Raw genomic sequence first — 22799 nt, forward strand, 5'->3', positions numbered from 1 at the left:
CGCCTGTCCGGCTCCATCAGGAGCCGGAATCCATCATTCATATGACTGCGAATGCCGGGGCTGCGCTTGAGCGCTCAGCCCTTGTTCTTGTTGTAGACGTCGAAGAACACGGCAGCGAGAAGCACCGCACCCTTGACCATCTGCTGCGAGTCGGTGCCGAGACCGTGGATCGACATGCCGTTGTTCATGATGCCCATGATCAGCGCGCCGATGACTGCACCCGTCACCTTGCCGACGCCGCCCTGGGCCGACGCGCCGCCGATGAAGCAGGCGGCGATGACGTCGAGCTCGAGGCCGAAACCGCCCTTGGCCGTCGCCGAGTTGAGGCGCAGCGCGACGATCAGGCCCGCGAGACCGGCGAGCAGACCCATATTGGCGAAGGTCAGGAAGGTCAGCCGCTCGGTGTTGATACCGGAAAGCTTAGTCGCCTTCTCATTGCCGCCCATGGCGTAGATACGCCGGCCGATCGTCGTGCGACGGGTGATGAAGGCGTAGGCGGCAACCAGGGCCAGCATGACGACAAGCACGTTCGGGAAGCCGCGATAGATCGACAGCTGGAGGCCGAGCCCCAGAATGGCGAGGGCGACAATGATGTTCTGGGCGAGGAAGAAGCCCATGGGCTCGACGTCGTTGCCATGCCGCTCGTTCGACAGCCGCTTGCGCCATGCCATGTAGAAGAGGGCGAGGGCGCCGATCACGGTCAGAATGATCGAGGTCGAGTTGATGCCGCCCATATCGAACAGATTCGGCAGGAAGCCGATGCTGATCAGCTGGAATTCCGGCGGAAAGGGACCGATGCTGGTGCCGGTTCCCGACGCTGTCATGACGAACAGCGTCAGGCCGCGGAAGACGAGCATGCCGGCGAGCGTGACGATGAAGGAAGGGATCTTGTGATAGGCGACGAAATAGCCCTGCAGGCCGCCGACCAGCGCGCCGAGAGCCAGACAGACGACACCCGCCAGCACGTAATTCATGTGCCACTGCACCGTCATCACGCCGGCGATGGCGCCGATGAAGCCGACGACCGAGCCGACCGAAAGATCGATATGGCCGGCGACGATGACCAGCAGCATGCCGAGCGCCATGATGACGATGAACGAGTTCTGCAGAATGATGTTGGTCAGGTTGAGCGGACGGAAGAGAACGCCACCGGTCGAAATCTGGAAGAACACCATGATCGCGATCAACGCGATGAACATGCCGTATTCCCGGATGTTGCCGCGAACATAGTCGCCGATGGAGACGACACGCCCCTGCTCAGTGATGGGTTGATTGATCGGCGTCATTGTTTCTTCTCTCCTGAGCGCATGATGGCGCGCATGATGGTTTCCTGGCTCGCTTCTCCCTTCGGCAGTTCCGCAACGATCCGTCCTTCATTCATGACGTAGATGCGGTCGCACGTGCCGAGCAGTTCCGGCATTTCCGACGAGATCATCAGAACGGCTTTGCCGTCTGCCGCGAGCTGGTTGATGATAGTATAGATTTCGTATTTTGCGCCAACGTCGATGCCGCGCGTCGGCTCGTCGAGGATCAAAACATCGGGATTGGAGAACAGCCACTTCGACAGCACCACCTTCTGCTGGTTGCCGCCGGACAGGTTGACCGTTTCCTGGAAGATGCTGGAAGAGCGGATGCGCAGCTTCGAGCGATAGTCGGTCGCGACCCGCGATTCCTTGACGCTGTCGATGACCGACGCATTCGACACCGCCTTCAGATTGACGAGCGTCGTATTGTGCAGGATCGTGTCGTTGAGCACGAGGCCGAGCTGCTTGCGGTCTTCGGTGACATAGGCAAGACCGGCATCGATCGCCCTGCGCACGGTGCTGACATCGACATGCTTGCCGTGCATCAGCACTTCGCCCGACACCTTGTGGCCGTAGGATTTGCCGAACAGGCTCATGGCGAATTCGGTGCGCCCTGCCCCCATCAGGCCGGCGATGCCGACGACTTCGCCCTTGCGGACGGTGACGTTGATATTGTGCAGAACCTGACGGTCGCGGTGCTGCTGATGATAGGCGTTCCAGTTCTTCACTTCGAGAATGGTTTCGCCGATCGGCACCGAACGCGGGGGGTAACGATCCTCGAGATCGCGGCCGACCATGTTGCGGATGATGATGTCTTCGCTGATCTCGTCCGCATGACAGTCGAGCGTCTTGACCGTCATGCCGTCACGCAGCACGGTGATCTGGTCGGCGACCTTGCGGATCTCGTTCAGCTTGTGCGAGATGATGATCGACGTGATGCCCTGGTTGCGGAATTCCATCAGCAGATTGAGCAGCGCGTCGGAATCGCTTTCGTTGAGCGAAGCAGTGGGTTCGTCGAGGATGAGCAGCTTGACGCTCTTCGACAGCGCCTTGGCGATCTCGACGAGCTGCTGCTTGCCGACGCCGATGTCGGTGACCAGCGTGTTCGGAGATTCCGACAGGCCCACTTTCTTGAGCAGCTGCTTGGTGCGGTTGAACGTCTCGTCCCAGCTGATGACGCCGCTCTTGGCATTTTCGTTGCCGAGGAAGATATTTTCTCCAATCGACAGCAACGGCACCAGCGCCAGTTCCTGATGAATGATGACGATGCCGATTTCTTCGGAGTCCTTCAGGACCCTAAAGTTGCGCGTCTCGCCTTCATAGACGATGTCGCCTTCATAACTTCCGGTCGGATAGACGCCCGATAGGACTTTCATCAGGGTCGATTTGCCGGCCCCGTTTTCGCCGACCAATGCGTGAATTTCACCCTTGCGAACCTTGAGGTTCACGTTCTCCAGCGCCTTGACGCCCGGGAACGTCTTGGTGATGCTCCGCATTTCGAGGATGGTATTGTCCATAGTCAAAAGTTCCAGCGCCTTCAGCCGCCGAGCGGCCTGGCGATCATAAAATCGAAGACCGGAACCCGCAAGCGCGGGCTCCGGCCTCCTGCTTAACTTCTTACTTCAGCTTGTCTTCGGTGTAGTAACCGCTGTCGACGAGGATCTGCTTGTAGTTGGTCTTGTCGACGGCAACCGGCTTCAGCAGATAGGACGGAACGACCTTGACGCCGTTGTCGTAGGTCTTGGTGTCGTTGACCTCAGGCTCCTTGCCGGACATGACCGCATCGACCATGGCAACCGTGACCTTGGCGAGTTCGCGGGTGTCCTTGAAGATCGTGGAGTGCTGTTCGCCAGCGATGATCGACTTGACCGACGGGATTTCAGCGTCCTGACCGGTGACGATCGGGAGCGGCTGGGCAGCCGTACCGTAACCAACGCCCTTCAGCGAGGAGATGATGCCGATCGAGAGGCCGTCATAGGGAGACAGGACGGCGTCGACCTTGGCGTCGGTGTAGTTAGCCGAGAGCAGGTTGTCCATGCGGGCCTGGGCCGTTGCCGGATCCCAACGCAGGGTGCCGACCTTGTCCATGCCGGTCTGGCCGGACTTCACGACGAGCTTGCCCGAGTCGATGTAGGGCTGCAGGACGGACATTGCGCCGTCATAGAAGAAGAAGGCATTGTTGTCGTCCGGCGAACCGCCGAAGAGTTCGATGTTGAACGGGCCCTTGCCGTCCTTGAGGCCGAGGCCGTCAACGATGGAGTTGGCCTGGAGAACGCCGACCTGGAAGTTGTCGAAGGTGGCGTAGTAGTCGACGTTGCCCGAATCGCGGATCAGACGGTCATAAGCGATGACCTTGATGCCGGCATCGTGAGCCTTCTGGAGAACGTCGGAAAGCGTGGTGCCGTCGATCGAAGCGATGACGAGAACCTTGACGCCCTTCGTGACCATGTTTTCGATCTGCGAAAGCTGGTTCGGAATGTCGTCGTCGCCATACTGCAGGTCCGTGCCGTAACCGGCAGCCTGGAGCTGCTTGACGATGTTGTTGCCGTCGTCGATCCAGCGGGCCGAAGCCTTGGTCGGCATGGCAATACCGACAGTGCCCTTGTCGGCGGCCATAGCCGGTGCAACGAACGAAGCGACGCCGAAGGCAGCCGCAGCCATCAATGAGATAATGGATTTCATTTCTCTCTCCCTTGTTAATAGAGCAGCGGACGGAAAACCGCCCGCCCCGAAACTGTGGCAGGTTCCGTATTGGATAGTTACTTCAGATGGTGAGAAACGAAGTAGGTCTCCTCCACGATCTCACACGTGTTGAGTGCCAACCAGCACACGGCGGCAAACTGGTATGGATTCCTATAACTGTCAAATAGAATAAGTGGTAAAGTGCATAACAATTTTGGTATATCGTTAAAAAGTATTACTTTTGATGGAGCGCAGCGGGGAGGCTGCAACCATGACGATCGTTTCAGAGCCCATTTCCATGGATCACGTCGATATCCATAGCGACAATTTCGGCGACGACAGCCTTTTACGGGCAGGACTTAAGCTGAATCACCTGCGCATGATCGTCGCAATCGAAGATAGCGGACAGATTTCCGCAGCCGCGGAAGTCCTCAACATCTCGCAGCCCGCCGCGTCGCGCATGCTGTCCGAAATGGAATCAATCACCAAGACTCAGCTCTACGAGCGGGTGGCTCGCGGCGTGGTGCTGACGGCCTTCGGCGCGGCCCTCGCGAGACGCGCCCGCAAGATCCTTCTGGAACTGCGCGAGGCGAGCCGCGAGATCGGTGAATTGAAGAGCGGCAAGGGCGGCTCGGTCTTTATCGGCGCGGTAACGGCGCCGGCCATGAGCCTCGTCGTGCCGGCGATCAACAAGGTGCGCAAGGCCTATCCCGGCATCGAGATCAACATCCAGGTGGAGACCAGCAACGTGCTCGCCCGTGAACTGCTCGCGGCCCGCCACGACTTCATCATCGGCCGCATCCCCGATGACCTCAACCCGCGCCTGTTCGAGGTGACGGAGATCGGCATCGAGCGGGCATGCCTGATCGTGCGCAAGAGCCATCCGCTGTTAAAGCAGAAGGTGAGTAGCCTTGCAGACGTCAGGGATTACGACTGGGTGTTCCAGCCGCCGGGCACGCTCCTGCGCCGGACGATCGAGGACTATTTCCTGTCGCAAGGCGTGGCGCTGCCGGAGAATATCGTCAACACCTCCTCGCTGCTGCTCACTTGCGCCATCATCTGCGAGACCGATGCGATCGCCCCCGTCGCCGTCGACGTCGCCCATTTCCTGGCCAGCCAGGGCGCCAAGGCCTCCGACGTGCGCGTGCTGCCGATCAATTTCGACATCAACGTCAAGCCCTACAGCCTGATCGCGGCGAGGGAGCGGGCACTGCCCCCGAGCGCGAGGCTGCTCTACGATATCATCCTGGAGGAAAGCCTGAAGCAGGCGCGATAGCCACGCAAGGCCGGCGCCATCTTGGCCGGCCTTAATAGGCGCTGGAGCAATTCCAGCAGAATGCGCCGCGTTTCTGCGTCCGGAAATTGCGTAAAAAAATAGAGCACTTCCGTCATTCGAAGACGGCCGATGGCTCTTGAGGGAACGGGATGCTGTTCGGACAGTCGGTGTTTCAATCAGTCCTCGAGCGGCTGAAGGCGGAGGATGAGACGGTGGAAGACGCCGAAGCGCCAGCCGTCCACCGCGTCTCCGGCCTCAGCACCGGGCTCGCCTTCGACGTGATGCAGGGTATCTCGGTCGCCGCACACCGCGTCGGCGAGGCCTATTTCGACCATCTCGATCTCGCTGCCGCCGCGCACCTTACGGAAAAGCCGGTCGCTGCGCCCGCACCGGTCATGCCGGATCATCTCAGCCGCACGACGCCGCAGGACGTTGCCGCCGAACTGGCGATCTCGGCGGCCGATACGCCGATGACGCTGAGCGACAAGCGCCGCGCCTTTGCCCGCCTGAACCACCCCGACGGCGTCGCCCTGCCCTTCCGCGACAACGCGACGAAGCGGATGATGCTCGCCAATCTCCTGATCGACGAAGCGCTGCGCCGATTGCGCTGATTACTTCGCATGCCCGTCCTTCGAAGGCGTTTCCGCGGCCGGCGCTGCAGGCTCTTCCTCGTCGTCGGCGTCGGGTGCTGCCGCCGGCGATGCGGCCTCCGGCTGGGGCTTGAAGGTCCAGAACAGCATATAGAAGGCATAGGCGCCTGCCGCGGCAGAAAGCACCGCCCAGAAAGGATCGCCGCCGACGATCTCGACCGCGGCCCAGCCGAAGCAGACGGCGACAATGGCAATTCGCACCCAGAGGCGCTGGTATGCCGGATGTTTCGGATCGATGAGTTGCATTCCTGCTCCGCGGTCGGATAAGTCACGCATGCCCCCGGCATGCATCGCATGGCCCATGGCCTGTGTCGCGTTTGTCTTTAGTTCGAATCTTGCAAATGTGAAAGAGCCGCGGGCTTGACGCGACGCAGAGAAGATGGAATGAAAATTCCAGTTTTTTGGTAATTCGGTTTATTTGTTCCGAATTCAAGGGAGGTTGAAATGACAGTGAGATTCGGTCTTCTCGGCGCCGGCCGTATCGGCAAGGTTCACGCCAAGGCCGTCAGCGGCGACGCCAATGCGAGGCTGGTTGCGGTCGCGGACGCCTTTCCGCAAGCGGCGGAAGCGATCGCTTCGGCCTATGGCTGCGAGGTCCGCACCATCGAGGCGATCGAGGCCGCCAAGGATATCGACGCCGTCGTCATCTGCACGCCGACGGACACCCATGCCGACCTGATCGAGCGCTTCGCCCGCGCCGGCAAGGCGATCTTCTGCGAAAAGCCGATCGATCTCGACGTCGCCCGCGTCAAGGCCTGCATCAAGGTGGTGGAAGAGACCGGCGCCAAGCTGATGGTCGGCTTCAACCGCCGCTTCGACCCGCATTTCATGGCGGTCCGCAAGGTGATCGACGACGGCAAGATCGGCGATGTCGAAATGGTGACGATCACCTCGCGCGATCCCGGCGCCCCGCCGGTCGATTATATCAAGCGCTCGGGCGGCATCTTCCGCGATATGACGATCCACGATTTCGACATGGCTCGCTTCCTGCTCGGCGAAGAGCCGGTCTCGGTGCTGGCGACCGCCGCCGTCCTCGTCGACAAGGCGATCGGCGAAGCCGGCGACTATGACAGCGTCTCGGTGATCCTGCAGACCGCCTCCGGCAAGCAGGCCGTCATCTCCAACTCGCGCCGCGCCACCTATGGCTACGACCAGCGCATCGAAGTGCACGGCGCCAAGGGCATGGCGGCGGCCGAAAACCAGCGCCCGGTCTCGATCGAAGTGGCGAACGGCGACGGCTACACCCGCCCGCCGCTGCATGACTTCTTCATGACCCGCTACACCGAAGCCTACGCCAACGAGATCGCCGCCTTCATCGCCGCGATCGAGAAGGGCTCGAAGATCTCGCCGTCGGGCGCCGATGGTCTCGCAGCGCTGGCGCTCGCCGACGCCGCGGTGCAGTCGGTCAAGGAAGGCAGGTTGATCAAGATTGGCTGACGGTCCTCTCCCGACCGGCAGCCATGCATGAGATGGCCGGGCAGACGCCCGGCCGTTTTGCGTTTGTGGGGTAGGCTCAAAAAGACCCCTCCTCACAGGGAAAAGGGAGAATTCGACGGAGCCTGGCCCCTTCGTCCCAGTGGGGAGAAGGGGCCCGAAGGGTCGGATGAGGGGGCCGCGGATACAAGGCCGGCCGGTCCAAGCTACCAGCTGCTCCAAGGCCTAAAACAGTATTATGACAGAGACTTAAAGAAATCTCTGTCGGCGGTTGTGGCCCCCCATCCACCCTTCGGACACCTTCCCCCCGCTGGGGCGAAGGGGGAACCGCTACTCCCCGCCCTGAACGCCCGAGACCACTATGTCCTGGTCGATCACCGAGAGCGCCCGGTTGAGATGACCTTCGAAGACGAGGATGGGTTCTTCGGGGACGATGCGGATTTCCGCCATGCCTTCCATGCGCACGATATGCGACTGGCCGAGGCCCTCTTCGATGCCCTGGCGCAGCAGGTCGTAATAGCGCGTGCCGGGGCCGGTGATGGCAATCGGCATGCGTTCGGTGAGGCTGAGCATACGCGACAGGCCGTTGCCGAGCGCCAGGCCCGCCTGGCGGAAGGCGAAGGCGGAGGTGCGGTGGCCCTGGCGAGCCTTGGCGGCGATCTTGTCGAGTTCAGCAACGGGCACGAATTTGGCGGGGATCGTATCGAGCGGCACTTCGAAGGCGCTGCGCAGGATGGCGTAGAAACCGGCATAGGCCTCGATACAGCCGCGCGTGCCGCAGCGACAGAGGCCGCCACCCGCCATGTGCAGCATATGCCCGAAATTCGGCGCCGAGACCTCCTGTCCCGTCTGCCCTCCCCGCCGGACGATGCCGAGGCCGATGCTGTGGCCGAGCGACAGCGCCGCGAGCGAGCGGAAATCGGCGCCCTTGACGACCTCCTCGCGCGCCCCGAGAGCGGCGGCGACCAGCAGAGTCTCGTTATCGAGAATGACCTTGGCCTGCCAATCCGGCCGGAGCGCCGATTCGAAATCGATCCGGTCGCCGCCGAAGATCGGCGACCAGAGGAGCACCGGCTCGGTGGAATCGACCAGGCCCTTGCTGCTGATCGAGATCAACAGCACTTTTTCCTGGGAAATGCGGGAGCGGTCGAGAATGCGCGACAGCCCCGCGCGCACGCCTTCCATAAAGCGGCCCGCCCCCGAGGGATCATGCGAGCGCTCCTCGCTGAAGCGGTCGATCAGCTTGCCGGCATAGTCGACCAGCGAATATTGCACGGCATCCGAGGAGATGATGACGACGATGAGATAGCCGCAATCGCGCCGCTGGCGCAAAAGCACCCGCGGCCGGCCGCGGCCGCTCGCCGCCTGCTGCTCGGATTTTTCGATGATCTGGGCGCGTTCCAGATCCGCCGTGATCGCCGAAATGGTGGCCGAGGAAAGGCCGGTGAAATCGGATATTTCGGTATGGGCGAGCGCGCCGTGACGGCGCAGCACGGACAGCACGAGCACGCTGTTTCTCTGCCGGACCAGCTCCGTGCTCGACTTGGTCAGCATGAATGCCGCCCTCTCCTCCTGCTTGCCCTATCCCTGATTTCCACTGCATCTCCGGCGGTCGCTGCGCAAGGGGCGGAAGCCGGTAGTCCAGTGTTGACAGCTGAAAAAATCTCTGACATCAAATTTCTCGACTGTCGAGAAAATAATCCGAACTTTCCTCGACAGGCTTATCGCGGTGGCCGGAGGAAGCATGGGCTGGGCCGGTCGCAACTCACTCGGGAGGACATTATGAAGTCTATTTTGAAATTGATGGCAGGCGCCGCCATCCTCGTTTCCGTGCATACCGTTGCCATGGCTAAAGACCTCGTCGTCGGCGTTTCCTGGTCGAATTTCCAGGAAGAGCGCTGGAAGACGGATGAAGCCGCCATCAAGAAGGCTCTCGAAGCCAAGGGCGCCAAGTATATTTCCGCTGACGCGCAGTCTTCTGCCGCCAAGCAGCTGACCGACGTCGAATCGCTGATCTCGCAGGGCGCCAACGCGCTGATCATCCTCGCCCAGGACTCCGACGCGATCGGCCCGGCAATCGAAAAGGCCGCCGCTGAAGGCATCCCGGTCGTCGGTTACGACCGCCTGATCGAAAATCCGGCCGCCTTCTACATCACCTTCGACAACAAGGAAGTCGGCCGCCTGCAGGCTCAGGGCGTCTTCAAGGCGAAGCCGGAAGGCAATTACGTCTTCATCAAGGGCTCGTCCTCCGACCCGAACGCCGATTTCCTGTTCTCGGGCCAGCAGGAAGTGCTGAAGGCCGCGATCGACGCCGGCAAGATCAAGAATGTCGGCGAAGCCTATACGGACGGCTGGCTGCCGGAGAACGCCCAGCGCAACATGGAGCAGTTCCTGACCGCCAACAACAACAAGGTTGACGCCGTCGTCGCCTCCAACGACGGCACGGCCGGCGGCGCGATTGCAGCACTCGACGCCCAGGGCCTCGCCGGCTCCGTTCCGGTTTCCGGGCAGGATGGCGACAAGGCGGCCTTGAACCGCATCGCTCTCGGCACGCAGACGGTTTCCGTCTGGAAGGACAGCCGCGAACTCGGCAAGCGCGCAGCCGAAATCGCTCTCGACCTCGCCGGCGGCAAGGACATGAGCAAGATCGACGGCGCACAGGCCTTCAAGGGCGGCCCGAAGGGCGTCGAAATGCAGTCGGTCTTCCTGAAGCCGCTCGCGATCACCAAAGACAATCTGAACGTCGTCATCGACGCCGGCTGGATCTCCAAGGCTGAAGCCTGCCAGGGTGTGAAGGCCGGCACGGTCGCCGCCTGCAAGTAAGCAAGCTCGAAACTGAAATGCCGGCGCCGCAACGCACCACCGTTGCGGCGCCGGATGCGGAAGAGAACTCCAAGGATGCAGTTCCTCCGCTTCGCCGCACCATCGCGGACTTGCATTCCCTGCCGGAAGGGTGTCGCGACGCCAGGCGACCGGTTTCCGGAAGCATCACGATGGTCAGTTGAAGAACGGACGATGACGCCGCCCACAACCCGGGCACGCCGGCGCAGCCGTCCAAACACAATGGGGGAACGGCAAACCCATGGCCGAAATGGTAAAATCCACCACATCAAGCGGGCCGCGAACGGCGGAAGCCAATCCGGTGACCCGCTTCTTCCGCGCAACCGAGATCGACACGCGCCTGCTCGGTATGATCGGCGCGCTCATCATCATCTGGATCGGTTTCCACATCATCACCGGCGGCCTGTTCCTGACCCCGCGCAATCTCTGGAACCTCTCGGTCCAGACGACCGATATCGCGATCATGACGACGGGCATGGTGCTGATCATCGTCACCCGCAATATCGACCTGTCGGTCGGTTCCGTGCTCGGCCTCTGCGGCATGATCATGGGCGTGACCCAGGCGAAGATCCTGCCTGAGTATATCGGCTTCGACAGCCCCTTCACCTGGGTGATCACGCTGATGATCGGCCTGATCGCCGGCGGCCTGATCGGCACCTTCCAGGGCATGATCATCGCCTTCCTCAACGTTCCCTCATTCATCGTCACCCTCGGCGGCCTGCTCGTCTGGCGCGGCGCGACCTGGCTCGTCACCAGCGGCCAGACGGTTGCCCCCATGGACCAGACCTTCCGCATCATGGGCGGCGGCGCGGAGGGCTCGATCGGCGCCACCTGGAGCTGGATCGTCGGCATCGCCGCCTGCCTCTTCGTTATCGCCAGCATCGTCGGCTCGCGCCGCCAGCGCCGCCGCTTCGGCTTTCCGCGCCGGCCGATGTGGGCGGAATATTTCCTCGCCATTCTGAGCTGCGTGCTGATCCTCGGCGCCGTCTCGATCGCCAACAGCTATTACTGGCCGATCAACATCGCCAAGAAATATGCCGAGACCAACAACATCCCCTGGCCCGAAACCGGCCTCGATATTCCCTACGGCATCGCCGTGCCGGTGCTGATAGCGATCGTCGTCGGCATCATCATGACCTTCATCGCCACCCGCCTGCGCTTCGGCCGCTATGTCTTCGCGATCGGCGGCAACCCTGAGGCTGCCGAGCTTGCCGGCATCAAGACCCGCTGGGTGACGGTGCGTATCTTCGCGCTGATGGGCGTTCTCGCAGCCATCGCGGCGGCGATTTCCACCGCCCGCCTCAACGCGGCGACCAATTCGCAGGGCACGCTCGACGAGCTTTACACCATCGCCGCTGCCGTGATCGGCGGGACCTCGCTGGCGGGCGGCACCGGCACGATCGCCGGCGCCATGCTCGGCGCGCTCGTCATGCAATCGCTGCAATCCGGCATGGTTCTCGCCCATGTCGACACGCCGCTGCAGAGCGTCGTCGTCGGCACCGTCCTCGTCGTGGCGGTCTGGCTCGACACCGTCTATCGCGCCCGTGCCAAGTGAGAGGAGCCTCAAACATGACTGATCACCGCACTCCCCTCGTGGAACTGAAAAACATCTCGATCTCCTTCGGCGGCATCCACGCCGTGGACAATGCCTCGGTCGATCTCTACCCCGGCGAAGTCGTCGCCCTTCTCGGCCACAACGGCGCCGGCAAGTCGACCCTGATCAAGATCCTCTCCGGCGCCTACAAGCGCGACTCCGGCGAGATCCTGATCAACGGCGAGCCGGCCGACATTCGCAATCCGCGCGATGCCAAGAAATACGGGATCGAGACGATCTACCAGACGCTCGCCGTCGCCGACAATGTCGACGCCGCCGCCAACCTCTATCTCGGCCGCGAGCTGAAGACTCGCTGGGGCACGCTCGACGACGTGGCGATGGAAGCTTCGGCGCGCGAAGTGATGGGGCGCTTGAACCCTAACTTCAAGCGCTTCAAGGAGCCGGTAAAGGCGCTCTCGGGCGGCCAGCGGCAATCGGTGGCGATCGCCCGCGCCATCCTCTTCAACGCCCGCATCCTGATCATGGACGAGCCGACGGCAGCGCTCGGGCCCCAGGAGACGGCGCAGGTGGGCGAGCTGATCAAGCAGCTGAAGAAGGAAGGCATCGGCATCTTCCTCATCAGCCACGACATCCACGACGTCTTCGACCTTGCCGACCGCGTCTCGGTGATGAAGAACGGCCAGGTGGTGGGCCACGCCCGCACCGAGGACGTGACCAAGGACGAGGTGCTCGGCATGATCATCCTCGGCAAGGTACCGCCGAAGGCCATCCCCGGCCCCGGCGCCATGCAGATCTGAGCCGCCAAGCTCATCGCCCGACGACCGCTCCGCCGCCCGCAAGGCCGGCGGAGTTTTTCGTTCAATCCCGAGGCCGACGAATAAAAACACCCTGCAAACCGCAAGCATCGGTATTTCTGAGAATTTCGCGATTGAAGCCGGCCGCAAGCTAGGCTAAGAACCACCCATCGGACAGGCGATTCAAACCGCCTCAGGCATGCACCCGTAGCTCAGCTGGATAGAGTGTTGGATTCCGATTCCAAAGGTCACAGGTTCGAATCCTGTCGGGTGCGCCAAACGTCATATCTCTTTGCTGCCCGCGCCCTGCGGGATTTTGGCGATGGTTTTGTGACCATCCTGTTGCCGGTCTATCTGCTTGCTTTGGGCTTCTCGCCGTTGCAGGTCGGTGTGCTCGCGACGGCGTCCCTTTTGGGCTCCGCGCTGTTGACTATCGCCGTGGGGATACTCGGGGTGCGCCATGATCTGCGCCGCCTGCTTCTGGCCGCAGCCTGCCTGATGGTTGCCACGGGTACTGCCATGTCCGTCGTCACCGACTACGCGCTTCTGCTGGTCGTCGCATGCGCCGGCACGGTCAATCCGTCCGCCGGCAGCGTCAGCATCTTCGTGCCGCTGGAGCACGCAGTCCTCGCTCGAGAAGTCGGCGATGCCGATCGGACGCGGATGTTCGCGCGCTACAGCCTCGTCGGGGCGCTCGCAAGCACGCTTGGCGCACTTGCGGCGGCACTGCCCGACGCCAGGGCGTTCGTCGGACTTGGACAACTGACCGCTATCAAACTGATGTTCGTGCTCTATGCGATCGTGGGCGTGGCCGGTGCCCTTCTTTATTCCCGCATCCCGACACGTTTGCCAAACCGGGAGGCCCCCGAAGCCGCCACGGCGCTCGGTCCCTCGCGCGCCATCGTCCTGAAACTCGCAGCCCTATTCAGCCTCGACGCGTTCGCAGGCGGCTTCGTCGTTCAGTCGCTGCTCGCTCTCTGGCTATTCGAGCGATTCGACCTATCGCTCTCAGAAGTTGGGGTGTTCTTCTTCTGGACGGGCGTGTTGTCAGCATTCTCGTTCCCTATCGCGGCATGGCTATCGCGGCGGATCGGGCTCATCAACACCATGGTGTTCACCCACATACCTTCCAGCATCGCGCTGATGCTGGCGGCTTTCGCGCCCACCTTGCCTTTGGTTCTGATACTGCTGATGATCCGCGCCGCGCTCTCGCAGATGGACGTGCCGACGCGCTCCTCCTATGTGATGGCGGTTGTGACTGAGGCAGAGCGGGCCGCGGCCGCGAGTTTCACGTCGGTACCGCGTAGCCTTGCCGCGGCGGCGAGCCCCGCGCTTGCTGGTGCTCTGTTCGCGACATCTTTTCGCGCTTGGCCGCTCCTTATTTGCGGCACATTAAAGATCGTCTACGATTTGCTATTGCTTTTGCAGTTTCGGCACCACAAACCGCCGGAGGAACGCTGAGGGAGATACCCAATCCGGGCCGCCGCTCCACCTCACTCGAGCCCGGCATGAGCACGCCCCTAGGTCCGTACCCTAAGGGCTCGCTCCGTCCTATCGGCGATCTGGGTTACGGCATAGGCGATCACCATGTAGATCACGACTGCGACGAGGAAGGCCTCGAGGTAGTAGAAGTTCAACGCCGCGGTCAATTGCGACTGGGCAAAGATATCGACCACCTCGATCGCGAACCCGAGCGACAGCGCCTTCATGATCACCATGAAGGAGTTCGCAAGGTCTGGAATGGCGGCGACAACCACCTGAGGCAGCATGACCCGGCGGAAAAGCTGGCTCTTCCTGTAGCCAAGAGAATAAGCGGCGTCGGCTTGCCCGGTATCGAAGGAGTTTAGAGCGCCTTTCACTACTTCGGCCTGGAAGGCAGCGACACAGGCGGTCAGGGCGACGATCAGGGTCACCCAGTTCGGTGTCGAATGGCCATTGTACTCCCCGCCAACAAGCGACGTGAGGAATTGCAGCGTCGAAGGAAGACCGTAGTAGGCGAGGAAGATCACCACCACCATCGGAACCCCCTTGAAGGCGACCTTGTAGGCGACGACAAGCTGCCGGAGCACCGGTATCCGGCGGTATTCGACCATGGCGAACAGGCTGCCGATGATCGTCGAGAGAACGAAGATGACGAGAGCCATGGCAAGCGTCAGCGGCACGGCGCCGAGGATGTCCCAGAGATCGGGAAGAAGGACTTCGATATCGAACATGATGTTTCCTTCCCTCGATCAGACGCTGGCCATCAGTGCGGTTCTTGCAGGCGTCACGCTTGGCGCGAACTTCGCAGAACGAAGCTCGAAGAAGCGGACGACCAGCCATGCGACCAGGCACAGAACCGAGTAGAGGACCGCCAGCACAAGGTAGGTCTCGAACTGATACTGGTTGTAGTCGCGCTCCATCACAAGGTGGGCGGTCGCCATCACGTCGGCCGCGCCTATGTACATGACCAGAGCCACGTTGTGGATGAGGTAGATGATGGAGTTTCCGTAGCCCGGCAGAGCGATGTGCACCGCCTGCGGGGCGAGGACACGCAGCAGCTTCTGGCGGAACGTATAGCCGAGACTGTCGGCCGCATCATGCTGCCCGCGTTCGACAGCCAGATAGGCAGGGCGCATGACTTCCGACAGATAGCCGCCGTGGTAGAGACTCAAGCCCAGCATTGCGGCGATGTTCGGCGACACGAAGTCCTCGACGCCGAACATGCCAACAAGCACCGGAAGTCCGTAGAAGGCGACGAACAACTGGAGCACGACGGGCACACTCCGGGCGTAGGAAACGTACAGGTCAGCCAACTGGCTGATCACGGGGATCCTACGCACCCGGAACGTCGTCGCAATCAAGGCCAGCACGAAGCCGGCGGCCATGGCCGTGAACGTGATCGCCAGCGTCAGCGGCAATGCCGAGAGCAGCTCGGGGATCATGATGGATAGGTCCACGTCGGAACACTCCTTCTTTCAGTCTCGTGCCTGGTCGCCGGGCTTCGAAGCCCAGCGTTACTTCATGTACGTGGTGATGTCCTCGCCGAACCACTTCTGCGAAAGCTTGGCGAGCGTGCCGTCGGCCTTGAGTTCCTTCAGCGCCTTGTCGATACCGTCGGCCAGCGCCTGGTTCTCTTCGGAACGGTGGATCAGCACGAAGGTGTTGTTGATCGCGACTGGCTCGCTGGCCTGCACGTTCAGCTTCTGCTGGTCGATCACGGTCTGCTCGCCGAGATTGGACGGGAGAACCAATGCATCGTACTTGCCGTTCTCGACTTCCTTCAGACGATCCGGATACGGGATGCCGGCGCTCGAAGCTGTGACCTCGATCTTGTAGTCGGGGTTCTTTTCCTGCCAGGCCGTGGCGAATTTGTAGATACCGCCACCTGCCGTCACGGGCACGATCTTCTTGCCGACGAGGTCCTTCATCTCCTTGATGCCGCTGTCCTTGCGGCTGTAGATCTTAATCAGGCTGGCGCCGATCGGCGCTTCGGGAATAAGGAACTGCTTCTCGCGTGCGGGCGCACGGTAGTAGCCGCCGGTCGCGATGTCGTACTTGCCAGTTGCAAGACCCGTCTCCTGCGCGATGTCGGCCGCACCTTCCATCACGAATTTGTACTGCGGAAGCTTCGCGTTGATCGCCTTCAGGACATCGGGCTCGTAGCCCTGCGGCTCCACGCCGATGGCACCCCAGGAGAGCGGCTTCGATTCCGCCGCCGTGGCGATCTTGATCGTGCGGACATCCTCCGCAAACGAGGCCGTTGCGAAGGCGATCGCGACGCCTGCTACGGCGAGACCGAGACCACGGCGCGAGATTGAGCTTATAGAAGTCATTTCAGGCATCCTTTCTTACTGGATCGCGCGTTCGGAATTGAGAAACTGAGCGAGGCGCGGGTTGGAGGGGTTGTCGAAAATCTCGGTCGGACTGCCGTCGGCTGCGACGACACCCCGGTCCATGAAGACGATGCGGTTCGAGATGTTCTTCGCGAACTGCATCTCGTGGGTGACGAGAAGCGAGGTGATGCCCGAGGACGTTACGTCCTTGATGACCTTCAGGACTTCGTTGACGAGCTCGGGATCGAGCGATGAGGTCGGCTCGTCGAAGAGCATCACGTCCGGCTTGACCGCCAACGCGCGGGCGATGCCCGTTCGCTGGAGCTGGCCGCCGGAGAGCTGCGAAGGATAGCTATCGAGCTTATCCGAAAGGCCGACCCGCTCGAGTTCCTGAAGGGCGGTCTCGCGGGCTTCGTCCCTGGATTTCCGCTGCACGACCACGAGAGGATCCATGACGTTCTGGATGACCGTCATGTTCTTGAAGACGTTGAACTGCTGGAACACCATCGCCGTCCGGAGACGGATCGCCTGCACCGCGTTCTTGTCGGGACGGCCGAAGTCCATCCGGATGTCGTCGAACGCGATCGTTCCCGACGACGGCTTGACCAGGTGGTTGATGCACTTCAGCAAAGTCGTCTTGCCGGTTCCGCTCGGGCCGATGATCGAGACCACGTCGCCGCGTTTCACCGACAGGTCGACCCCGTTCAGGATCTGCGTGCTTCCGTAGGACAGCTTTAGGTTCTTGATCTCAAGCATTTCTGGTCTCAGGTCCTTTCGGAGGATAGTTCGGCAGGCACTTCGGTCTCGGCGTCGGTCCACTCGTCTCCGAGGAGTTCCGGCGTATCGAAGGCCTGTAGATTTTCGAAGTGCTTCTCGCGGTCGGCGACGAAGAGCGACCTCACGATTCCTCGTGCCAGCCGGTCCGCGCCCTCGCTGATCGCCGGGATGTCGCCCGTAAGCTTGCCGTGGCTCAGCGTCGCCGGGAAATTGAAGCAATGGATCTTCGCCAGCGTCGGGCACGAACCCCGCTCCCTTTCAAGGAACTCGAACGCTTCCCCAAGATCAGGCGAAGCTTCGAGTTCGGCGTTGTGCATCCCCGCGGGCGTCGGGAAGCGGTCGCGCCAGAGGCGGATATGCGGTTCGAAGGCTGCAAGTTCCGGCCGATTGGCCAGGTCGATCTTGAAGCCCGTTCCGAAAATGAGGAAATCGACGGGATAACGGCCCTTCGGCGTCGTCACGACGATGTGGTCGCCTTCCTGCTCCAGCCCGTTGATCGGGCTTTCCAGGTGAAGATGAGCCTGGTCGAAGGAGCTGACGCGCAGGACGCTCGGCCGCGGCGGCGGCGTCTGCTCGCCCATGGCATAGTTCAGGAAGCGCCACTTCCATTCGTCAGGCAGGCCCGCAAACCCATGCACGACGCCCTGACTGCCGATGCCCGTGAACTTGTTGATGCGTGGCAGTTCCTTGCGGCGAACAAACATGTCCAGTCGTGCCGCTCCTGCTTCGAGAGCAGTCGCGGCATTGTCCATTGCCGACGCGCCCGCACCGATCACACCCACCCGCTTGCCGCGGAGCGCCGAAAAGTCGACCTCGTCGGCGGTGTGCGCCCAGTGTCCGCGGTCAATGTTTTTGGCGATCGCAGGCACGAACGGACCCCCAAGCCCGTCGCGCCCAGTCGCCAAAACCACGTGACGCGCGATGATCGTCTCCACGCGGCCACCCTCGCTGCAAACGAGGTCGAGCAGGCCATCCTCGCGCGGGAGCACCACATCGACGGACACGCCGTTGCGCACGGGAAGCTCGAGGATCCGTCGGTACCAGATCAGGTATTCCATCCAGATCTCGCGTGGCGCGCGGTCTAGCGCCGCCCATTCCTCGCGGCCGAAGCGTGCTTCGTAATAGGCCCGGAACGTGAGAGCAGGCAGTCCCATGGCCGGACCGGTGAGCTGCTTTGGAGAGCGAAGCGTTCGCATCCGGGCAAACGTGACCCATGGCCCCTCCTGACCCGCAGGAGCCTTGTCGAGGACGACATGGTTTGCGACACCCAGGCGCTTCAGCATCCCGGAGGCGACGAGGCCTGCCATGCCGCCACCGATGATGACGACATCGACGACGGGCTGGCCCTTCACTGTCCGGGCAGGCACCCACGCCTTCGCGGGCAACTCAAGCCAGGCGAGATCCTGACGCAGTCGCGCCTCAAGGGCATCCAGGCCGCTCGGAAATGTGGAAAGGTCGCTCATACGGGCGCTCCTTCGGAAATGATAGTCTGCCCGTAGACGGTGTCTGCCAGCACATCCGTGCCGTTCGCTTCCAGCAGACGGCAGCCTGGCATCGCCAAAGCCTCTGCGCGTGCCGCGTCGATCACGGCGGAGACCGTCGGCGTGAGGGGCAACGCCGCAGCGGAGATCGCACCAAACAGGAAGGGAATGGTCTGATCGACCACCCGCATGACGATGCCATCCAACGGCACTCCGCAGACAGTGGCGGGCTCGACGATGGCAACACCCAATCCGGCGCGAACGAGCGAGAGCGCCGTCAGCGAAGCATTCACGTCGATGATACGCTCGGGAGCAACCCCCACTCGCCCCAACGCCTCGTCGATGCGGTGACGAAGACGGTACGGATTTGCGAGCGTGATGATAGGGCGATCAGCGAGATCCGCCAGGCGCACTACCTCGTTCGCGGCCAGGGGATCGTCGATGCCGATGGCGACGACACAGGGAGCTTCCGCAATCCAGTGGATTTCGAGGCCCGGATGTTCGAGTGGAAGGCTCGATATTCCGAGATCCGCGGAACGGGCCAGCACCGCCTGCACGACGTTCTCGGCTGCGAGCGCCTGCACGTGGAGATGACGCGGGATCAGATCCGACGAGACGGCCGCCAGCGCCTGCGGCAGGATTCCGGCAGCAAGCGACGGCGTCGCAGCGACTGTCAACGTCGCCGGCTCGTCGAGGCCGATCGCCTCCGCCCGTTCGCGGATATGGGTCAGGCTTGCAAGGTGACGCTCGACTTCTGCGTGGAAGCGCAGGCCTCGTGATGTCGGCTGAATGCGCGGACCGCTTCTGTGAAGGAGCGGATAGCCAAGATCTGCTTCCAGATCCTGGATTTGCCTTGTCACGGCAGGCTGCGAGCGTCCGAGCAGACGGGCCGCCCCGGTCACGCTGCCAGCCGACATCACCGCCGCAAAGGCCTCCAGTTGTCGAATATCGATCGGGCTATTATGCATAACTCATATCATCCATTGTTTTTCATGCCATGAAAGCATGAGTTTTCCATAAAATCAGTGGGGAATAGATAATTATTTCGCATCCAATTTAGCTCTTCATGCTACTTTGACATAATGGATTATGAGACCTACCTAGTGCTCTCCAGCGAGATGCAAAGGAGCCTCTTTTGACACTCATCGAAACTCTCGCCTCCGTGAGGCCGGGCTCGGCGCTCGCCGAGGCAATGGAAAAGCGCGCGGAGATCCTGCGCTTGAGCGAGGCCGCTCATGATGCGGTGCTCCTGCCGCGCGATCCCGGCGGCCTGTCGTATGGGCTTCGGGCAGCTCTCGCCGCCCGCATGGCCCGGCACAATCGCAACGAGGCGCTTGCGAGCCATTACGATGGCCTAGTGGAACGCGCGGCCGAAGCATTCACGGCGAAGCTTGCGCAACCGGGTGCGAACGTCAGAGATGAGCGGATCGCCGCGATCGTCAAACACGCCGACCGGTTGACGATCGCGCCGCGCGAGGCGACCCGCGGCCATATCGAGGAATTGCGCAGCCTCGGCATCAACGATGCCGACATTGTCCGGCTCTCGGAGCTTGCCGCCTTTGTAAACTACCAGGTGCGTGTCATCGCAGGATTGGCACTGATTGGAGCAAGACCATGAGCGAAGTCGTGCATCGCTTCACCACCCTGGTTCCGCGCTGGCAGCCCTACGTCGTTCCCGTCGATCTCGCGACCGCGACGCAGGAGCAGCGAGAGGCGATGCAGGTCACGCCCTCCAACAAGGGCATCTCGACCTACGTCCTAACCCTCGCACACGATCCGGAATCGCTTGCAGTGCGTTCTCCCCTGCTCAACCTGATCATGTATGGGAAGGATGGGCTTTCACCGGGCGAACGCGAACTGGGCGCCACGGCCGCGTCGGTCGTCAACCACTGCGTCTATTGCGCCGCGGTCCATGCGTCTCGGTTCATCAGCCATACCAAGCGCGAGGATGTGATTAACACGATCTTCACCGATGGGCTCGACGCCGAACTCGACGAGCACCTTCAGTCGATCTTCGACTTCTCGGCACATCTGTCGACAACGCCTCCGCAAGCGACGCAAGCGGACGCGCAGGCGCTGGCCGACGTCGGCCTCTCCGAGCTTGAATCCCTGGATCTTGTTCTGTCGTCCGCCATCTTCGGCTGGGCGAACCGCCTGATGCATACGCTCGGCGAACCCATCAAGGACTAGGTTTCCGAAAGCGAAAGACCGCGTCCTGCCACGGTTGCGGGTCTTGAGCTGGATAAGACTGCGGTAGGCTGAAAAGAGTATCCGCGGAGGAGAGGGCCGCGCCCGAAGGCGCGGCCCCGGCGATTACATCATCTGCTTGATGTCGGTGTAGGCGCCGCCGGTCTTGAGCGTCAAGGTGACCGGTGCGCTCGTGCGGTTGCGCCAGAACCAGCCGTGGTTTCCATCAAAGGCTGCTTCAATGACACCGCTGTCCTCGGCGACGCCGCGACCTTTCTCGTAGCTGATGTTTTCGCCACCGCCGTCACCATGGGTGTCGAAGTTGACCTTGCCTCCGTTTGCAGTCCAAGCGTAGTTCGCCTTCGCGCCCTTGGTCATCGTGAGCTTGATCTCCGCTCCCTCTCCAGGCTGCAGCGTGACCGACATCTCGTCCTGGCGTTCAGCTTCCTGAGCGTGGGCGGAAGCAATTCCGAACTGGCGGACGATCCAGTCCGTTAGGCTGGAATCCTCCTGTCCGGTCGCCGGTCGGGCCGGAACGGTCGCATTGACACGATCCATCTCGGCTTCCTCGGCGAGTTGCGTCTTGATCTCGCCCATCGCAGTCAGTCCGAGAGCGGAGCCGACCCCCGTCGGATCGATCGCGTATTCCGATGGAAGAACGACCGTGACGAGGATGGCTGCGGCTGCGGCGGCTGCAATGATCGTCGACCTGACGAGCTGCTTGGATGACGGCAAGTCTTCCGGAGCGGGCATTCGTGAATTGAACATTGTTGATACCTTTCGATTTAGGCGACGAAGTAGCCGGTGAGCTGATATCCGATCAGCACGAATCCGGCGGTCATCATGAGGACGTTGGCGGTGTAGGCATGGCGCAGGAAGCTTGACGTTTTCCTCCAGTAGCTCATGCCGATGAGAATGATTGTTAGCGCGATCAATTGCCCGATTTCGACGCCGACATTGAAGGCGAGAAGATTCGGCACGAGGCCGTCTTCGGCGATGTCGTATTCGAGAATCTTCGTTGCGAGGCCGAGACCATGAAAGAAGCCGAAGACGAGGGTCGCGGCCTTGGTGTTCGGTTGAAAGCCGAACCACCGCTGGAATGCCCCGAGGTTGTCCAGCGCCTTATAGACGACCGACAGACCGATAATGGCGTCGACCAAGAACGAGCTGACGTTCCAACCATAGTAGACGCCAAGCAGCATCGTGGTGGAATGGCCGATCGCAAACAGGCTGACATAGATGCCGATGTGCTTCAGCCTGTAGAGAAAGAAGATCACGCCAAACAGGAACAGAAGGTGGTCGTATCCCGTCACCATATGCTTTGCGCCCAGGTAGACGAACGGCATCAGGTTGATGCCAGATATTTCCTGTATGTAGCCCTTGTCGCCTTCCGCGACTGCATGGGCTGCTGCCGCGCCGGCCATCGCGAGGATCGATAGCGGGGCGAGCATCATGGGGGCGACGAAGACGCGCGCAACTGCGCTGCCTCCGCCCCCGGAGAAAAACTGCTTCATAGGAAGCTCCGTGAAATCGTTGGAAACGGCCGCCGGAGCGGCATCGATCGGAACGACTTCAGGCGCGAGGCGGACGCTCTATGCCAAAGCGGGGCCCGGCGTGGAGTGCCGACTCCCGGTCCGAGTAGGTGACCGCGAGCAGAAGGCGGAGGTTCGCGGTCGGCAACGCGACGAGTCCGGCCTTGTCATGCGTGTGATCGGCATGATGATGATCGGAGACTTCCGAACTCTCGCCGCCGATATCGGCATCGTCATGCGAATGTCCGCCATCTTCGTGAGAGTGAAGATCACTGGAGATGACGGTCGAAAACTGATGAAGACGGGGAGAATGCGTAGACTGTGCCACTAACGAATAGAGCAGCGTGGCAATCGCAGCCATGAGGGCGGCTGCCATGTTTATTCTCGCTACCCTTCGATTCATGCCGACATCGATAACGCTGTTCGCACACGCACACAAGAGAGCAACTTGACGCATCCTCTCCAGGGGGA

Annotated in this window: 23 protein-coding genes and 1 tRNA gene; 10 read left to right on the forward strand and 14 right to left on the reverse strand. The window is 61.7% G+C overall.

Annotated elements, in window-relative coordinates; genetic code table 11:
• Nucleotides 1–74: 74 nt before the first annotated feature.
• The 3 genes from mmsB to chvE form a co-directional block, all read right to left on the reverse strand.
• Entirely contained in the window at nucleotides 75–1286 is a 1212-nt protein-coding gene (gene mmsB, locus AMC88_RS16310; RefSeq protein WP_012484828.1) for a multiple monosaccharide ABC transporter permease, read from the reverse strand.
• Complete coding sequence (mmsA, locus tag AMC88_RS16315; RefSeq protein ID WP_004668891.1) at nucleotides 1283–2821, reverse strand: multiple monosaccharide ABC transporter ATP-binding protein; 1539 nt, start codon at nucleotides 2819–2821, stop codon at nucleotides 1283–1285. The genes mmsB and mmsA overlap by 4 nt, the downstream gene beginning before the upstream one ends.
• Before the next feature lie 100 nt (nucleotides 2822–2921).
• On the reverse strand, nucleotides 2922–3986 hold the full coding sequence (gene chvE / locus AMC88_RS16320) for a multiple monosaccharide ABC transporter substrate-binding protein (RefSeq protein ID WP_004668889.1): 1065 nt from the start codon (nucleotides 3984–3986) through the stop codon (nucleotides 2922–2924).
• A gap of 271 nt (nucleotides 3987–4257) precedes the next feature.
• On the opposite strand from chvE, the gene AMC88_RS16325 reads away from it, so the two are divergent.
• Nucleotides 4258–5262, forward strand: coding sequence for a LysR family transcriptional regulator (locus AMC88_RS16325; RefSeq protein WP_012484830.1), 1005 nt, complete (start codon nucleotides 4258–4260; stop codon nucleotides 5260–5262).
• Nucleotides 5263–5411: 149 nt separating this feature from the next.
• Complete coding sequence (locus tag AMC88_RS16330; protein WP_012484831.1) at nucleotides 5412–5873, forward strand: hypothetical protein; 462 nt, start codon at nucleotides 5412–5414, stop codon at nucleotides 5871–5873.
• Here AMC88_RS16330 and AMC88_RS16335 read toward each other — a convergent pair whose 3' ends face one another.
• On the reverse strand, nucleotides 5874–6158 hold the full coding sequence (locus AMC88_RS16335; RefSeq protein WP_012484832.1) for a hypothetical protein: 285 nt from the start codon (nucleotides 6156–6158) through the stop codon (nucleotides 5874–5876).
• A 198-nt stretch (nucleotides 6159–6356) separates the two neighbouring features.
• Here AMC88_RS16335 and iolG point away from each other — a divergent pair, with 198 nt between their 5' ends.
• A complete protein-coding gene (gene iolG / locus AMC88_RS16340) occupies nucleotides 6357–7349 on the forward strand; it encodes an inositol 2-dehydrogenase (protein WP_012484833.1) in 993 nt (330 codons plus the stop codon).
• Nucleotides 7350–7676: 327 nt separating this feature from the next.
• Here the strand turns inward: iolG and AMC88_RS16345 are convergent, their stop codons facing one another.
• Nucleotides 7677–8900 carry an ROK family transcriptional regulator gene (locus AMC88_RS16345; RefSeq protein WP_012484834.1) on the reverse strand — a complete coding sequence of 408 codons (1224 nt, stop codon included), beginning with the start codon at nucleotides 8898–8900 and terminating at the stop codon, nucleotides 7677–7679.
• Nucleotides 8901–9128: 228 nt separating this feature from the next.
• On the opposite strand from AMC88_RS16345, the gene xylF reads away from it, so the two are divergent.
• From xylF to AMC88_RS16370, 5 genes are all read left to right on the forward strand, one after another.
• The gene (gene xylF, locus AMC88_RS16350) at nucleotides 9129–10169 is read left to right on the forward strand and encodes a D-xylose ABC transporter substrate-binding protein (protein ID WP_012484835.1); all 1041 of its coding nucleotides are present in this window, start codon (nucleotides 9129–9131) and stop codon (nucleotides 10167–10169) included.
• Between the two features lie 259 nt (nucleotides 10170–10428).
• Nucleotides 10429–11742, forward strand: coding sequence for a sugar ABC transporter permease (locus AMC88_RS16355; protein WP_004671313.1), 1314 nt, complete (start codon nucleotides 10429–10431; stop codon nucleotides 11740–11742).
• A gap of 14 nt (nucleotides 11743–11756) precedes the next feature.
• Nucleotides 11757–12539, forward strand: coding sequence for an ATP-binding cassette domain-containing protein (locus AMC88_RS16360; RefSeq protein WP_012484836.1), 783 nt, complete (start codon nucleotides 11757–11759; stop codon nucleotides 12537–12539).
• A 198-nt stretch (nucleotides 12540–12737) separates the two neighbouring features.
• A tRNA-Arg gene (locus tag AMC88_RS16365) sits at nucleotides 12738–12814 on the forward strand.
• Complete coding sequence (locus AMC88_RS16370; RefSeq protein ID WP_012484837.1) at nucleotides 12807–13997, forward strand: MFS transporter; 1191 nt, start codon at nucleotides 12807–12809, stop codon at nucleotides 13995–13997. Before AMC88_RS16365 ends, AMC88_RS16370 begins: the two co-directional genes overlap by 8 nt.
• Nucleotides 13998–14056: 59 nt before the next feature.
• Here AMC88_RS16370 and AMC88_RS16375 read toward each other — a convergent pair whose 3' ends face one another.
• From AMC88_RS16375 to AMC88_RS16400, 6 genes are read right to left on the reverse strand one after another with little or no spacing between them, the layout of a single operon-like run.
• Nucleotides 14057–14749, reverse strand: coding sequence for an amino acid ABC transporter permease (locus tag AMC88_RS16375; protein ID WP_012484838.1), 693 nt, complete (start codon nucleotides 14747–14749; stop codon nucleotides 14057–14059).
• An 18-nt stretch (nucleotides 14750–14767) separates the two neighbouring features.
• The gene (locus AMC88_RS16380; protein WP_012484839.1) at nucleotides 14768–15475 is read right to left on the reverse strand and encodes an amino acid ABC transporter permease; all 708 of its coding nucleotides are present in this window, start codon (nucleotides 15473–15475) and stop codon (nucleotides 14768–14770) included.
• A gap of 57 nt (nucleotides 15476–15532) precedes the next feature.
• Nucleotides 15533–16351 (reverse strand): amino acid ABC transporter substrate-binding protein, encoded by an 819-nt coding sequence (locus tag AMC88_RS16385; RefSeq protein ID WP_012484840.1) that lies wholly within the window; start codon nucleotides 16349–16351, stop codon nucleotides 15533–15535.
• 15 nt (nucleotides 16352–16366) lie between these two features.
• Nucleotides 16367–17107 carry an amino acid ABC transporter ATP-binding protein gene (locus tag AMC88_RS16390; RefSeq protein ID WP_012484841.1) on the reverse strand — a complete coding sequence of 247 codons (741 nt, stop codon included), beginning with the start codon at nucleotides 17105–17107 and terminating at the stop codon, nucleotides 16367–16369.
• An 8-nt stretch (nucleotides 17108–17115) separates the two neighbouring features.
• Nucleotides 17116–18591: an NAD(P)-binding domain-containing protein gene (locus tag AMC88_RS16395; protein WP_012484842.1), complete on the reverse strand. Its 1476-nt coding sequence runs from the start codon at nucleotides 18589–18591 to the stop codon at nucleotides 17116–17118.
• The gene (locus tag AMC88_RS16400) at nucleotides 18588–19577 is read right to left on the reverse strand and encodes a LysR family transcriptional regulator (RefSeq protein WP_012484843.1); all 990 of its coding nucleotides are present in this window, start codon (nucleotides 19575–19577) and stop codon (nucleotides 18588–18590) included. The genes AMC88_RS16395 and AMC88_RS16400 overlap by 4 nt, the downstream gene beginning before the upstream one ends.
• Before the next feature lie 167 nt (nucleotides 19578–19744).
• On the opposite strand from AMC88_RS16400, the gene AMC88_RS16405 reads away from it, so the two are divergent.
• Both AMC88_RS16405 and AMC88_RS16410 read left to right on the forward strand, forming a co-directional pair.
• Nucleotides 19745–20227, forward strand: coding sequence for a CMD domain-containing protein (locus AMC88_RS16405; RefSeq protein WP_012484844.1), 483 nt, complete (start codon nucleotides 19745–19747; stop codon nucleotides 20225–20227).
• On the forward strand, nucleotides 20224–20799 hold the full coding sequence (locus AMC88_RS16410; RefSeq protein WP_064829997.1) for a peroxidase-related enzyme: 576 nt from the start codon (nucleotides 20224–20226) through the stop codon (nucleotides 20797–20799). The genes AMC88_RS16405 and AMC88_RS16410 overlap by 4 nt, the downstream gene beginning before the upstream one ends.
• A 123-nt stretch (nucleotides 20800–20922) precedes the next feature.
• Here the strand turns inward: AMC88_RS16410 and AMC88_RS16415 are convergent, their stop codons facing one another.
• The 3 genes from AMC88_RS16415 to AMC88_RS33175 are packed head-to-tail and all read right to left on the reverse strand — an operon-like array spanning nucleotide 20923 to nucleotide 22704.
• Nucleotides 20923–21564, reverse strand: a complete 642-nt coding sequence (locus AMC88_RS16415; protein WP_012484846.1) for a hypothetical protein — start codon at nucleotides 21562–21564, stop codon at nucleotides 20923–20925.
• Nucleotides 21565–21581: 17 nt separating this feature from the next.
• The gene (locus tag AMC88_RS16420) at nucleotides 21582–22310 is read right to left on the reverse strand and encodes a HupE/UreJ family protein (protein ID WP_012484847.1); all 729 of its coding nucleotides are present in this window, start codon (nucleotides 22308–22310) and stop codon (nucleotides 21582–21584) included.
• A gap of 58 nt (nucleotides 22311–22368) precedes the next feature.
• The gene (locus AMC88_RS33175; RefSeq protein WP_141397923.1) at nucleotides 22369–22704 is read right to left on the reverse strand and encodes a hypothetical protein; all 336 of its coding nucleotides are present in this window, start codon (nucleotides 22702–22704) and stop codon (nucleotides 22369–22371) included.
• Nucleotides 22705–22799: the final 95 nt, after the last annotated feature.

The organism is Rhizobium phaseoli (assembly GCF_001664385.1).
In the GTDB taxonomy this organism is placed as follows: Bacteria; Pseudomonadota; Alphaproteobacteria; order Rhizobiales; family Rhizobiaceae; genus Rhizobium; species Rhizobium phaseoli.

What these genes read in the sequence shown, in the direction of transcription:
- mmsB (WP_012484828.1), bottom strand. Translation starts at nt 1,286, where the DNA reads ATGACGCCGATCAATCAACCCATCACTGAGCAGGGGCGTGTCGTCTCC.
- mmsA (WP_004668891.1), bottom strand. Translation starts at nt 2,821, where the DNA reads ATGGACAATACCATCCTCGAAATGCGGAGCATCACCAAGACGTTCCCG.
- chvE (WP_004668889.1), bottom strand. Translation starts at nt 3,986, where the DNA reads ATGAAATCCATTATCTCATTGATGGCTGCGGCTGCCTTCGGCGTCGCT.
- AMC88_RS16325 (WP_012484830.1), top strand. Translation starts at nt 4,258, where the DNA reads ATGACGATCGTTTCAGAGCCCATTTCCATGGATCACGTCGATATCCAT.
- AMC88_RS16330 (WP_012484831.1), top strand. Translation starts at nt 5,412, where the DNA reads ATGCTGTTCGGACAGTCGGTGTTTCAATCAGTCCTCGAGCGGCTGAAG.
- AMC88_RS16335 (WP_012484832.1), bottom strand. Translation starts at nt 6,158, where the DNA reads ATGCAACTCATCGATCCGAAACATCCGGCATACCAGCGCCTCTGGGTG.
- iolG (WP_012484833.1), top strand. Translation starts at nt 6,357, where the DNA reads ATGACAGTGAGATTCGGTCTTCTCGGCGCCGGCCGTATCGGCAAGGTT.
- AMC88_RS16345 (WP_012484834.1), bottom strand. Translation starts at nt 8,900, where the DNA reads ATGCTGACCAAGTCGAGCACGGAGCTGGTCCGGCAGAGAAACAGCGTG.
- xylF (WP_012484835.1), top strand. Translation starts at nt 9,129, where the DNA reads ATGAAGTCTATTTTGAAATTGATGGCAGGCGCCGCCATCCTCGTTTCC.
- AMC88_RS16355 (WP_004671313.1), top strand. Translation starts at nt 10,429, where the DNA reads ATGGCCGAAATGGTAAAATCCACCACATCAAGCGGGCCGCGAACGGCG.
- AMC88_RS16360 (WP_012484836.1), top strand. Translation starts at nt 11,757, where the DNA reads ATGACTGATCACCGCACTCCCCTCGTGGAACTGAAAAACATCTCGATC.
- AMC88_RS16375 (WP_012484838.1), bottom strand. Translation starts at nt 14,749, where the DNA reads ATGTTCGATATCGAAGTCCTTCTTCCCGATCTCTGGGACATCCTCGGC.
- AMC88_RS16385 (WP_012484840.1), bottom strand. Translation starts at nt 16,351, where the DNA reads ATGACTTCTATAAGCTCAATCTCGCGCCGTGGTCTCGGTCTCGCCGTA.
- AMC88_RS16390 (WP_012484841.1), bottom strand. Translation starts at nt 17,107, where the DNA reads ATGCTTGAGATCAAGAACCTAAAGCTGTCCTACGGAAGCACGCAGATC.
- AMC88_RS16395 (WP_012484842.1), bottom strand. Translation starts at nt 18,591, where the DNA reads ATGAGCGACCTTTCCACATTTCCGAGCGGCCTGGATGCCCTTGAGGCG.
- AMC88_RS16400 (WP_012484843.1), bottom strand. Translation starts at nt 19,577, where the DNA reads ATGCATAATAGCCCGATCGATATTCGACAACTGGAGGCCTTTGCGGCG.
- AMC88_RS16410 (WP_064829997.1), top strand. Translation starts at nt 20,224, where the DNA reads ATGAGCGAAGTCGTGCATCGCTTCACCACCCTGGTTCCGCGCTGGCAG.
- AMC88_RS16415 (WP_012484846.1), bottom strand. Translation starts at nt 21,564, where the DNA reads ATGTTCAATTCACGAATGCCCGCTCCGGAAGACTTGCCGTCATCCAAG.
- AMC88_RS16420 (WP_012484847.1), bottom strand. Translation starts at nt 22,310, where the DNA reads ATGAAGCAGTTTTTCTCCGGGGGCGGAGGCAGCGCAGTTGCGCGCGTC.
- AMC88_RS33175 (WP_141397923.1), bottom strand. Translation starts at nt 22,704, where the DNA reads ATGGCAGCCGCCCTCATGGCTGCGATTGCCACGCTGCTCTATTCGTTA.